The sequence below is a fragment of the Dehalococcoidia bacterium genome, assembly GCA_035574915.1.
Lineage (GTDB): Bacteria > Chloroflexota > Dehalococcoidia > DSTF01 > WHTK01 > DATLYJ01.
On the sequence record DATLYJ010000042.1, the window covers coordinates 1 to 12,001 of the forward strand.

The window sequence follows — 12,001 nt, forward strand, 5'->3', positions numbered from 1 at the left end:
GCGGTGGTGGATTCCACGGGGCGCTTTCTCGGCCTCATACCGCCGCACCGGTTGCTCGGCGTCCTGCTCCTGGAGCACGACGAGGACATGGCCCGCCTTGGCGGGTTCATCCACGACACCGAGGCCGCCCGCACGGCAAGCGAGGAGCGCGTGGCGCGACGGTTCTGGCACCGCTTGCCATGGCTGCTCGTCGGCCTCGCGGGCGCCATCGTAGCAGCGGACCTCGTCGGCTCCTTCGAACGCGAACTCGAATCGAACGTACTCCTCGCCTTCTTCGTGCCGGGCATCGTCTACATGGCGGATGCCGTTGGCACCCAGACCGAGGCTCTCATCATCCGCGGCCTCTCGGTCGGCGTGTCCATCGGCCGCGTTGCGCGCCGCGAGCTTGTCACCGGGCTGCTCGTGGGCGCGGTGCTCTCGGCCGTGCTCATGCCTGTCGTGCTGTTGCGCTGGGGCCAGGGCGACGTGGCGCTTGCCGTCGGGCTCGCCCTGTTCGGCGCCTGCTCGACGGCCACCGCCGTCGCCATGCTCCTACCCTGGGCGCTGCACAGGGCCGGCCGCGACCCCGCCTTCGGCAGCGGGCCGCTTGCCACGGTGGTACAGGACCTCCTGTCGATCCTGATCTATTTCTCCGTCGCTTCCGTCGTCCTGCCTTAGAACCAGCGCCGATAGCGGAAATACGCGACCAGAGCCCCTGCGATCAGCACCATCGACCCGAGCATGAGGTAGAAGCCGTGCTCGAACCTCACTCCGATTGAGCTGTAGTCCAGGTTCGTCCCATAAATGCTGGCGAGCAGGGTCAGCGGCAGAAAGACGACGGCAACGATTGACAGGGTCTTCATGACCTCATTCATGCGGTTGTTGAGCGCCGAGAGGTAGCTGCTCAGCGCGCCGTCCGCCATGTCCCGCAAGCCCTCGATCATCTCCTCGACACGGACTATGTGGTCGTAGACATCCCTGTAGAAGATGAGGGCTTCGGGGCGGATGAGGCCCGGGAACTCGCCCCGCGAGAGGCGGTTCACCAGGTCGCGTTGAGGCAGGATGGAGCGGCGCAGGCGGAGGGTGTTGCGCTTCAGGACAAGCAGCTGCGGCAGGTGGCGCTTGTCGGGGTCTGCCAGGATCTCCCGCTCGAGCTCATCCAGCGCTTCGTCCATGTCCTCGACTGCCGGCAGCAGCAGGTCCACGAGGCTGTCGAGAATGGTGTGGGCGAGGAAGTCTGCGCCGCGGTCCATGAAGACGCCGCCCTGGCCGGCGCGGCCCCACAGCTCCTCGACCGGTTCAACCCGCTCCTCGGTGACACTGACGACGTAGTTCTTTCCCAGGAAGATGTCGACCTCGTCGAGGTCGAGCCGCTCGGTTCCGTTCTGGTAAGTGATGCTCTGACCGACGATGAAGAGGTGCTCTCCGTAGTCGTCGATCTTCGGCGTGTCGACGCGGCCGTTGAAGCAGTCATCGATCGCGAGGTGGTGGAAGCCGAAGACCTCGGACAGGACGGCGCGCTCGCTCACGCCATGACCGGTGACGTGGACCCAGAGCAGGCCCTTGCCGCCCTCGATGGCGGCTTTGAGCTCTTCGCGTCCCAGCTCCCGGCGGACCTCGCCCTCCTCGGTGTGAAACAGGGAACGGATCACGGCGCGGCGCCCGGAACCCCGTACGCGAGCGCCTGCTGGCCGGCGTCGGATAGAAAGCGGGAGACCATGACCGCCTGGAAGCGCCCCTCGCGGGCGATCGAGGTCTCGGGCAGGAAGAGCCAGAGGAAGCGCATCGCCTGCGCCTGGCCGATGTCGATGGCGCGGTCCGCCTGCGCGTAGGCGCCGTCGGCGAAACGCCGCCCGCGGCGTATGATTTGCCTCCCATTCGGCACAGCATTCCGAGTATACGTTTCCCAATCGTCCGGGTTTGGGCCGTAGTCGGGTTCGGCTCTGCCTCTGGAAGGGGGCGGGCAGAAACGGCGCGATGACCATACCCGCGCGCACCGACGTCGCGCCCGTAGAAGTCAGACGGCCGGCTCGGGCTTCGAGCCGGCCGCGATCGAGCGGCTGCACCAGATGCCGCCGGGCGCCGATGCCGGCGCCGGGGCTGGGTCCGAAAACTACTCCCGGCCGCGTTCCTTGATACGGGCAGCGCGACCGCGCAGGTTGCGCAGGTAGTAGAGGCGGGCGCGCCGGACCTTGCCCCTGCGCACCACCTCCACCTTCTCGACCCGGGGAGAGTGGCGCATGAAGGTCCTCTCGACGCCGACGCCGCTGGCGATCTTGCGCACGGTGAACGTCGAGGCGGGGCCGCCGTTGCGGACGCGGATCACGTCGCCCTCGAAGACCTGGATGCGCTCGCGGTTGCCCTCGACGACTTTCGCGCTGACGCGCACCCGGTCGCCGGGGCCGAAGTCCGGGATGTTGGGGTTCTCGGTGGCGTTCGATACGGTGTTCGGGTTCATTGTGTGGCCTCTGCGTCGTATTCGGCGGCTTCGGTCTCGAGGGCCGGAGGCCATGACCTTCACCGGGCGTTCTTAGTTGCGGTCGCCTTTCGCAGACTCGATTACCTCCGCCGCCAGGCGGCGCTCCTCTTCACTCAGGCAGGCCTCTGCCAGAAGGTCCGGCCGCCGCAGGGCGGTCCGCACGATGCGCTGGCGCCTCCGCCAGCGGGCAATCTCGCCGTGATGACCGGAGAGCAGTATATCGGGTACAGCCCATCCGCGGAACACCGCCGGCCGCGTGTACTGCGGGTACTCCAGCAGCCCGTCCGAGTGCGACTCCTCCAGCAGGGACTCCTGCGAGATGGCGCCCGGCTGACGCCGGACCACGGCGTCGATCAGCACCATGGCCGGCAGCTCGCCTCCGGAGAGGACGTAGTCGCCGATGCTGATCTCGTCGTCGATGAAGTGCTCGCGGATGCGCTCGTCGACGCCCTCGTAGTGGCCGCAGACGAGGATCAGGCGCTGCTCGCCAGCCAACTCCTCGACTACTCGCTGCTTGAGCAGGCGGCCCTGGGGAGAGAGGAGGATGACGCGTCCTCGGGGTTCCACCGAATCACGCACGGCCTCGATTCCCGCGGCAAGGGGCTCCGGCTTCATGACCATTCCCGGCCCGCCGCCGTAGGCGTAGTCGTCGACCACAGAGTGCTTGTCCGTGGCCCAGTCGCGGATGTTGTGCAGCCGCACGTCCGCCACCCCGGACGCCAGCGCACGCCCGATGATGCTGGCGTTCAGGACCGCGGGGAACATCTCCGGGAACAGGGTCAGGATGTCGATGCGCATGGCTCTAGAAGAGATGGTAGCGGATTCGGACCCTCGGGCGGCCGACGGCCACCCCGGCCACGGGATGCCTGGCGGAAGCCGCGCCGCCCGCTAGGGTGCTGCGCCCGCGGCGGGCGCGAGGGCGCGCAGCTTCGTCACGACACGCGGCAGCACTTCCAGCAGGCGGTCGATGTCCGCTTGCGTGTTGTCCTTGCCAATGCTGATGCGGAGACTGCCGCGTGCGAGGTCCGCGGGCACCCCCATGGCCGTCAGGACGTGCGAGGGCTCGAGCGAGCCGGTGGTGCAGGCGGAGCCGCTGCTCGCGGCGATTCCGTTGAGGTCGAGCTGGATGAGCACGGCCTCACCTTCGACGCCTTCGATGCAGCAGCTGTAATTGCCCGGCAGGCGCTTGTCGGGAGCCCTGGGGCCGGTGAGGCGGACACCCGAAAGCCGCTGCGGCAGCTCCGCCCAGAGGTAGTCCCGCAGCCGGCGCACGTGGGCGACGCGCTGTTCGCGCTCCTCGTAAGCCAACTGCAGCGCTTTCGCCAGGCCTACGGCGCCGGCGACGTTCTCGGTGCCGGCGCGGCGGTTGCGCTCCTGGCTGCCGCCGAGCACCTGGCCCACGAACGGCGTCCGCGAGCGCACGTAGAGGGCGCCGATGCCCTTCGGGCCGTAGACCTTGTGGGCCGTGAGGGTGAGGAGGTCGACCCCGAGGTGGTCGACATTGAGGTCGAGGATGCCGGCGGCCTGGACCGCATCGGTGTGGAAGGCTATGTGCCGGTTCGCCTCCTTGGTGACGGCAACGAGCTCGCGGAGCGGCTCGATCGTCCCCACCTCATTGTTCGCGTACATGATCGAGACGAGCGTAGTGTCCGGGCGTATCGCCCGGCGCAAGTCTTCAGGGTCGACGAAGCCCTCACGGTCGACCGGGAGGTAGGTAGCCTCGAAGCCTTCGCGCTCGAGCTGCTCGACGGCGTGGAGCACGGCGTGGTGCTCGATGGCGCTGGTGATGATGTGGCTGCCGCGGTTGCGGGCGGCGAACGCTACGCCGCGAATGGCGGTGTTGTCCCCCTCGCTGCCGCCGCTGGTGAATATCACCTCGTTCGGCCTTGCTCCGAGGACGCCGGCCACGGTACGACGCGCCGCCTCCAGCGCCTTTCGTGCCTCGCGGCCCTCGTAGTAGATGCTGGAGGGATTGCCCCAGTCGATCTGCAGATAGCGCACCATCACTTCGACGACGCGGCCGTCGATTGGCGTGGTCGCGGCGTGGTCGAGGTAGACGCGCCGGTCTTCGTTCACGTATATAGGCTAGTCCGCCGCTCGGCTCGCGGCTAGTCGGAGCCGTCCGGCATTAGCCTCTTCGCTCCCGGGCGGCGAGCGCGGCCTCGACCGCCGCCTCCGCCAGGGGAGCGAAGCATTCGTCGGGCACCGGGAAGACCGAACTGATGTTGATCTCGCAGAGGACGTAGGTGTCCTCGCCGGACGCCGTCCTGGGGCCCAGGAGGAAGTCGGCGTCCCAAATGGCGGGAAGCTCCTCCGCGGTCAGGCCACAGAGCCGCCGCATCTCGTCGATCCAGCCGGACTCGAGCTTAGACTTGAGGTCCTGGAACTCCGGCTTCTCAGGCCCGTAATAGAGGCGGGGTGGCGCCGCGGAGGCCTCGTAGCTACCCGGCGGGGGCGGCAGGAGGGCGGTAACGAACTGGTGGCCGAAGCCCGCGACCCGGTCGTTCACCTGATAGCAGCGGATCATGCCCTCGCCGAGGCGCGCCTGATAAGGCTGGTCGACGACGCAGCCGCCGCGTTCAAAATAGTGCGAGCAGCGCCGCAGGAAGTCCCCGAGGCGCATCGTCTCGAGGCGGCTGCCGCGGGCGGCATGCATCACCTCGACCTCCGGGTCCCACCGGCTGGCGCTCGTGTCGAGGAGAGTCAGCTTCCACACGCCTTCGCCGCCGTTCCCGCGGTTCCGCTTGACCACCCTGGATCCGGCCGCCAGGCGTAGGAGCAAGCCCTCGCGCATCTCATCGAGCGTGTTGTAGAGGTGCGTCTCCGTACCCCACGCCATTTCCCTGGTCTTCACGAGGACGTCTTTGGCGCCCATCTTCAGGATTACCTCCGGGTGGGCGCTAACCCAGACGCCTCCGTCGGCGACCTCTCGTAGGAGCGGGTCGAGGACGGACCGGTCCCGGCCGCCGCCAAGCGGGTCGACCCATACCAGGACGCCGTCGAGGCCCAGCAGTCGCCGCCGCACGTCCTCCGCGGCCTCTTCGGCGAAAACGACCGGCACGGCGGCAGCACCTAGCCTCGCGAGCTCTTCGAAGACACGGTGCAGGCGGGCGGTCTCCGGCGTGACCGGAGACTCGGGCTCGCCGCGCCAGAGTACGCCGATACGCACTGGCCGGTCTGAGTGGGCCACGCGAGCCTCCTGGTGGGCAGAGGGGAGATTATAGCCTGCGCCGCGCCCGGGCCCGCGCGAGACAAGGTAGAGGTGGCCAGGCAGGCGAGGGCGGGCACGGCCTTCAGCACCGGCAGAGTAGGGCCTTTTAAGCATGTTTAGCACGAAAAACGTAGAATGTCTGCGTGGACAACACGCGCACGAAGATTCTCGACATCCTCAGACGGCGGCGGGAGGCGACCGTCGAGGAGTTGACGAAGGCGCTGGAGCTGGCGCCGGCAACGGTACGGCGCCACCTCGACATCCTCCAGCGGGACGGCTACGTGAAGGTGCGTGCCGTCCGGCGCGAGACCGGCCGGCCCCATTACGCCTTCTCGATCACTGAGGCGGGTGAGGAGCTCTTCCCGCAGCACTACGTGCGCATCACCAACCGCCTGGTCGACGAGATCATGGACCTGGCGCCCGCCGATACCTCAGGCAGGTCCGGCCGCGAGCTGGCCGCCGTCATCTTCGAGCGCATGGCGCAGCGCATGGCACGCGCCTATGCGCCGCGCGTGAACGGCGCTACCGTGGCGGAGCGAGCCCGCCAGGCGGCTCAGCTGCTCGCGGACGAGGGCCTTACCCTGGAGGTCGAGGAGCGCCCCGGCGGCGAGGTACTCCTCCTCGGGCGGGGCTGTCCCTGTCAGCGCCTCGCCGCGCGTGACATCGACGTCTGCTCGCACGACCGGAAGCTGCTCTCGGAGCTGCTGAAGGCGGATGTAGAGCCGTGGCCTGACACCGGCGGCGCGTACTGCGCCTACGTGGTCCGGGAGCGCGCCAGGGCGGGCGGATGAGCCGAGGGGCCGGCTGCCGCGCTTGTAATAATCGGGCGCTGCCGTATACTTAGATTTGACTTCGGAAACTCCGATGCAGTCGCGGCCGCGTGCCGCGTGGGAGGATCGAATGGTAACCGAACCGGCAATCGTGACCGTCACCGAGAAGGCCGCCTCGAAGGCGAAGACCATCCTCGCCGAGCGCGGCATCGAGAACGGCGCCCTGCGCGTGTTCGTGGTCGGCGGCGGCTGCTCCGGCTACCAGTATGGCATGGCCATCGCCCGCAACCGCGAAGAGGGCGACATCGCCATCGAGGCCAACGGCGTGACGATCCTGGTCGACGAGGAGAGCGCCCCTCTGCTCGCCGGCGCTGAGGTTGACTACGTCGAGGACCTGATGAAGAGCGGCTTCACGATCTTCAACCCGAACGCGGTCAAGAGCTGCGCCTGCGGCTCCAGCTTCCAGACGGCAGATGGCTCCGGCCAGGCGAGGGCCTGCTGCTAGGCAAGCGGTCAGCCTTTCAGCGCTCAGGCTTTCAGCATTCAGCGCCCCCGTTCCGGGGCGCTGTTGCTTTGTGCTTCCAGGCCTTCGTCCCGTTTGCCTGAAATGCCCGGATGCCACATGCCTGCATGCCCGAGTGTGGCACAATCTCAACACCATCCTGGCAACTCGAGAGAGGAGCAGCCCTCATGAGCGCATGGATCGTCGTCGGGTCACCGGAGAACTTCGAGATAGCCCGCAGCCGCGGGTTCGACATGTTCGGCTTCAAGAGCACGCGGCGGCGCGAGTCGGCGGAAATGAAGCCCGGCGACAAGCTCGTCTTCTACCTCACCGGCGTGATGAAGTTCGGCGGCATCGCCGAGGTGAAGTCGGAAGTGTTCGAAGACCACACACCCGTGTTCAAGTCGGCAAAGAAGCCGGGCGAAGACTACCCCTTCCGCGTCAGGACGGTGCCCGACCGCATCCTGGACCGCGACCAGTGGCTGGACGTCAAGGAGTTCGCCCCCCGGCTGGACCTCACGCGCCGGCGCGGCGAGCACTGGCGCCTCGCCTTCCAGGGCAACCTCCACAAGATCAGCGACGCCGACTACGAGCTGATCTCGAAGGAAGTCGACGAAGCGCTGCGCAAGGTGCCGGCCTAGGGCCTTTCGGCGGTGGCCCCGGCGTCGGCTAAGGCACCGCCGGACGGCGGCCGTCAGAGCCTCCATCGGTCTAGCGTTGGGCCCACCCCGAGGGAAAGCAGGGCGAGAAACACTGTACGGTATCCTGAATTAATGGCTTCGACGACAGAGCCGGCGAGCGACGTCGCTCCCGCGTTCCTGAAGGCAATCGAGACCCGCGTCCTCCTGGCGGACGGCGCGACAGGCACCGTCCTGCACGAGCGCGGCGTGCCGACCGACGCCTGCCTGGAGCTGGCGAACGTCGAACGGCCGGAGCTGGTGCGCCAGCTGCACCTCGACTACATAAACGCCGGCGCCGACATCATCCAGACGAATACCTTCGGCGCAAACCGCGTCCGCCTGCAGGCTTTTGGCCTGCAAGACCGCGTGGGTGAACTCAACGCGGCCGGCGTCCGGCTGGCACGCGAGGCCGCAGCAAGCGCCGGGCGCCGCGTGTTCGTCGCTGGCGACGTCGGGCCCTTGGGCGAGCCGCTGCCGGACGCGGAGGCGCGCGAAGCTTTCGCGGAGCAGATGCGTGCCCTTGCTAACGCCGGGGTCGACCTCCTTCTCCTGCAGACCTTTACCTCTCTCTCCGAGGCCACTCTGGCGGTGCGCACCGCCCGCGAAGTGGCGCCCGATCTGCCCGTGGTCGCCGAGATCAGCTTCGGCGCCGACTTCAAGACCGCGGACGGCCACAGCGGCCAGGAGGCGGCCGTGGCCCTGAGGTACGCCGGGGCGGACGTTGTCGGCGCGAACTGCGGCGAGGGACCGGCAGCCGTGCTGCGCCTGGTGCGGGAGATGGCGGACGTGGAGGGACTGCGGCTGGTGGCGCAGCCGAGCGCCGGACGGCCGACGCTGGTGCAACGGCGCGTGGTGTACCAGGCGGACGCGCAGTACATGGCCGACCACGCTCGGCGCTACGTCGAGGCGGGGGCGGTGATCGTCGGCGGCTGCTGCGGCACCTCCCCGCGGCACATCGGCGCCATGAAGAGGGCGCTGGAGGCGCCCGCGCCGGCCGTCAGCGTCGTGGCAGCGCCGGAGACGAAGCCCGCGGCGGCGCCCGGGACTCTGCGTCAAAAGCTCTCGGCCGGCAAGTTCGTCATCAGCGTCGAGATCGACCCGCCGAAGGGCCTGGCAGTGAAACGCACGGTCGAAGCGGCCAGGTTGATGAAGGCCGCAGGGGCCGACTGCGTGAACGTCGGCGACAGCCCGATGGCCGAGGTGCGCATGAGCGCCATCGCCATGGGGTCCATCCTGCGCCAGCAGGCGCAGGTCGAGGTCGTCGTGCACTGCTCGCCGCGCGACCGCAACATCATGGCCCTGCAGTCCGACCTCATGGGCGCGCACGCCCTGGGCATCCGCAACATCCTCTGCGTCAAGGGCGACCCTCACGCCCTGGGCAGCTACACGAACGCCGCCGCGGTCTGGGACGTGAACGCTCTCGGCCTGATGCGCATCCTCAAGGGCTTCAACGCCGGCCACGACGCGATCGACAAGCCGGTACGGCCGGCCACGAACTTCTTCATCGGGGCGGCGGTAAACCCCAGCGCCGAGGATGTCGATGCTGAAGTTAAGCTGGTGCGCCGCAAGGTGAACGCCGGCGCGGAGTTCATGATGTCGCAGGCCGTGTTCGACCCCGGCACGCTGGAGCGCTTCCTCGCGAAGCTGGGCGAGCCCCCGATCCCGATCATCCTCGGCCTCTGGCCGATCCAGTCCGCGCGCCAGGCCGCTTTCCTCAACGACCGCATCATGCCGGTGCCGGCTTCCCTCCGCGGCCAGATCGAGAAGGCAGGAGACAGCGCGGGCGAGCTGGGCTTAGAGCTGACGGCGCGCCTGCTGGAGAAGGTCCGGCCTATGGTCCAGGGCGTGTACTTCATCCCTTCCTTCGGCCGCTTTCAAGGCATCGCCGACCTCGTGGCCCTGGCGAGGCGGCTGTGAGGCTCAGGAGCGCCCTGATCGCGCTCGCCGCCGGCGCGGCGTTGGCCGCGTCTTGTTCAGACGGCTCCGTCCCGGTAGGCACGCCGCCACCGGCGCCTGAGGCGACCCCGGCGCCCCTGTTCGACGACTTCGGCCTCGTCGGGCGGCCGCAGAATCGCGCCGGTATCGGCGACGTCGAGCTCGTGTTCGACCGCTACGAGAGCAGCCGCGCGGACATGATCGAGCTCTACCGGGCGCAGGCCTGGTTCAAGGACGGACTTACTCGCGATGAGGCACTTTTCGTCGAGCGGGGGCTGACCTTCGTGGCCAAGTACGACGGCCCGCGGCGAGCCCGGATCGACCGTCAGACCGTCGAGAGGAAGCTCTACAAGTACGAGCGCGTGAAGGTGCGCGAGGGAGAGATCGAGCTCCTGCTGATCTACCGCGCCGGCCAGGACGCCGACCGCGAGATGACGATCCTGAAGCAGGTGATCCCCGTGCTGGAGTCGCTCATGGACGTGCAGTTCCCGGAGCGAGTCCTTACGGTGGTGAACGGCGACTTCGAGATCAACGACTTCAACGAGGGGCAGTTCATCCGCATCGCCGACTGCTGCGAGACGGCGCCCTTCATCCTGGCCCACGAGCTGGCGCACGCCTACTGGTCGATCGGGCCATCGTGGCTGAACGAAGGCATGGCCGACCTGTACGCCAATTTCACGCTGGAGGAACTGAACCGCCAGTCGCCGCCGGGCTGGCGCCGCGTATCGGTCGACCTCGACAGCTACTACAGGAGCCGGAAGGCAGCGGTGGAAAGCCGCTTCCCGGACCTCACGCTGCCGCGCCGCCTGGCTTCGAACGGCCTCTACGAAGCCGCGGACGTATTCTTCCTGGACATCCGCTCAGTCATCGGCCCGGAAGCCTTCTTTGCCGCGGCGCGGGAGATCTACCTGGCCTCCGATTTCGGCCGCTACATCCTGCGCGAAAAGCGCATCCAGGACATCTTCTTGAAGCACGCCCAGGGCGCGGCCCGCGACCAGGTGATGGCGCTCTTCAACCGCCAGGTCTGGGGCGACAACGGCGAGCGCTATCGCCAACTGCACGAGCTCGAGGGCTCCTAGGCGCCGGCCTGCTCGCGCAGGCGGCGGGCCTGCACCAGGTGCTCGAGGTCGTGCTCGTGCACTTCGCGGACGATCTCGCGGATTGAGGTGCGGCCGCGATGGGGATGGATGCCGCAGCGCTCCCAGTCGTCCTCGTCGAGGGCGCGCAGTAGCCACACCGTCTCCTCGCGCTCGGACTCCCACTCGTACAGGAGCTTCGGCAGGGGCTCGGAGCGGTAGTCGTGCTCGTAGGGCAGGACGTCGACAGGTTCGTAAGGCAGCCGGGGCTCGCGCTCCCGGGCAATGAGTTCGATCTGGCGGCGGTACATGCGCTCGGCGTCCCGCAGGTGGGCGGCGACCTCCTTGAGACACCACTCGCCCTCGGCGGGCCGGCGGCGAAGCTCGCGCTCCGGCAGGCCGTAGAACAGCGCGCCGATCTCACCAGCCGCCTCGCGCACGGCCTTCAGCAGCCATCGGCGCTGGTCCGTTTCGACGCCGTAGTTCACGCGTCGATTCTAGGACGCCGCCGCCAGCCTGCCTAGCGTAGGGCTCAGGCCGCGCGCCGGCTCTCTTCGCGAGCCGGCGCCAGGAAGCTAATCTGTCCCTCCCGGTACAGCGCGACCAGCGCGTCCACGACGCGGGGGCTGAACTGGCTGCCGGCGCCGGCTACAACCTGCGCCAGCGCCGCCTCTGCCGGCATGCCGCCGCGGTATACCCGGTCGTAGACCATGGCGTCCATCGCATCGGCCACGGCAGCGATGGCAGCGGGAAGCGGTATTTCGTCGGCCACGAGCCCGTCAGGGTAGCCGAAGCCGTCCCAGCGCTCGTGGTGCCAGCGCGCGGCCTGGGCCTGGAGCGCGAAACCGGCGTGGGCACTGAGCAGCTCGTAACCCCAGACGGTGTGACGACGCATGGTCTCCCACTCGGATTCGGAGAGCTGCAGCGGGTTCGAGAGGATTCGCGCGGGCACGAGATACTTGCCGACGTCGTGGAGCATCGCGGCGAGGCCGATTTCCTCAGCCTGCTCCGGCGGCTGGCCGAGCTTCAGGGCCAGCTTCTCGGCCAGGTCGCGCAGGCGGACGAAGTCGTGTGAAGGGAAGCCAGCGTGCGCGTCGGCGACGACCGCCATCAGGCGGACGCCCTCGCGGCGGTCGGCCTGCAACGCCTTGACCCGCCGCTTCAGGTCGTCGAAGCGGTCCGGCAGGATCGCAAGATAGGCGACCTGGCCCGCGATGCCCATGAGCAACTGAGCGTCAGCGGCGCCGAAAGCACGTGGTCGCTCGCTGCCGGCGGTGATCGAGCCGACGAGGCGGCCCTCCCAGAAGAGCGGCGCTACTGCGGCAGACCTGATGCCGAGGAAGCGGCTTACGTCCCTCTGGTCTTGCGT

General features: G+C 68.3%; 14 protein-coding genes. 6 read left to right on the forward strand and 8 right to left on the reverse strand.

Translation table 11 applies throughout. The features are described from left to right. Window positions 1-657: magnesium transporter (locus tag VNN10_03525; protein HXH21076.1), on the forward strand; the 657-nt coding region annotated here is incomplete at its 5' end. Here the strand turns inward: VNN10_03525 and corA are convergent. The 6 genes from corA to VNN10_03555 form a co-directional block, all read right to left on the reverse strand. Further along, window positions 654-1,631 carry a magnesium/cobalt transporter CorA gene (gene corA, locus VNN10_03530; GenBank protein HXH21077.1) on the reverse strand — a complete coding sequence of 326 codons (978 nt, stop codon included), beginning with the start codon at window positions 1,629-1,631 and terminating at the stop codon, window positions 654-656. The genes VNN10_03525 and corA overlap by 4 nt on opposite strands. After that, window positions 1,628-1,864, reverse strand: coding sequence for a hypothetical protein (locus tag VNN10_03535; protein HXH21078.1), 237 nt, complete (start codon window positions 1,862-1,864; stop codon window positions 1,628-1,630). Before VNN10_03535 ends, corA begins: the two co-directional genes overlap by 4 nt. A 228-nt stretch (window positions 1,865-2,092) precedes the next feature. Next, window positions 2,093-2,437, reverse strand: a complete 345-nt coding sequence (gene rplS, locus VNN10_03540; GenBank protein ID HXH21079.1) for a 50S ribosomal protein L19 — start codon at window positions 2,435-2,437, stop codon at window positions 2,093-2,095. A gap of 72 nt (window positions 2,438-2,509) precedes the next feature. Next, complete coding sequence (gene trmD, locus VNN10_03545) at window positions 2,510-3,256, reverse strand: tRNA (guanosine(37)-N1)-methyltransferase TrmD (protein ID HXH21080.1); 747 nt, start codon at window positions 3,254-3,256, stop codon at window positions 2,510-2,512. Between the two features lie 90 nt (window positions 3,257-3,346). After that, complete coding sequence (locus tag VNN10_03550) at window positions 3,347-4,534, reverse strand: cysteine desulfurase family protein (protein ID HXH21081.1); 1,188 nt, start codon at window positions 4,532-4,534, stop codon at window positions 3,347-3,349. A gap of 52 nt (window positions 4,535-4,586) precedes the next feature. Next, the gene (locus VNN10_03555) at window positions 4,587-5,648 is read right to left on the reverse strand and encodes a Cj0069 family protein (protein ID HXH21082.1); all 1,062 of its coding nucleotides are present in this window, start codon (window positions 5,646-5,648) and stop codon (window positions 4,587-4,589) included. A gap of 164 nt (window positions 5,649-5,812) precedes the next feature. Between VNN10_03555 and VNN10_03560 the strand changes: the two genes are divergently transcribed. The 5 genes from VNN10_03560 to VNN10_03580 all read left to right on the forward strand — a co-directional run bounded on the left by VNN10_03560 (window position 5,813) and on the right by VNN10_03580 (window position 10,635). Further along, window positions 5,813-6,460 (forward strand): ArsR family transcriptional regulator, encoded by a 648-nt coding sequence (locus tag VNN10_03560; GenBank protein ID HXH21083.1) that lies wholly within the window; start codon window positions 5,813-5,815, stop codon window positions 6,458-6,460. Between the two features lie 109 nt (window positions 6,461-6,569). After that, complete coding sequence (locus VNN10_03565; GenBank protein ID HXH21084.1) at window positions 6,570-6,944, forward strand: iron-sulfur cluster assembly accessory protein; 375 nt, start codon at window positions 6,570-6,572, stop codon at window positions 6,942-6,944. Window positions 6,945-7,129: 185 nt separating this feature from the next. After that, window positions 7,130-7,582 (forward strand): EVE domain-containing protein, encoded by a 453-nt coding sequence (locus tag VNN10_03570; protein ID HXH21085.1) that lies wholly within the window; start codon window positions 7,130-7,132, stop codon window positions 7,580-7,582. Between the two features lie 132 nt (window positions 7,583-7,714). Then, on the forward strand, window positions 7,715-9,538 hold the full coding sequence (locus VNN10_03575; protein ID HXH21086.1) for a bifunctional homocysteine S-methyltransferase/methylenetetrahydrofolate reductase: 1,824 nt from the start codon (window positions 7,715-7,717) through the stop codon (window positions 9,536-9,538). Beyond that, window positions 9,535-10,635: a hypothetical protein gene (locus VNN10_03580; protein HXH21087.1), complete on the forward strand. Its 1,101-nt coding sequence runs from the start codon at window positions 9,535-9,537 to the stop codon at window positions 10,633-10,635. The genes VNN10_03575 and VNN10_03580 overlap by 4 nt, the downstream gene beginning before the upstream one ends. On the opposite strand, the gene VNN10_03585 is transcribed toward VNN10_03580, so the two are convergent. Then, entirely contained in the window at window positions 10,632-11,120 is a 489-nt protein-coding gene (locus tag VNN10_03585) for a DinB family protein (GenBank protein ID HXH21088.1), read from the reverse strand. The genes VNN10_03580 and VNN10_03585 overlap by 4 nt on opposite strands. 44 nt (window positions 11,121-11,164) lie before the next feature. Next, on the reverse strand, window positions 11,165-12,001 hold an 837-nt coding region (locus VNN10_03590), incomplete at its 5' end, for an HD domain-containing phosphohydrolase (GenBank protein ID HXH21089.1).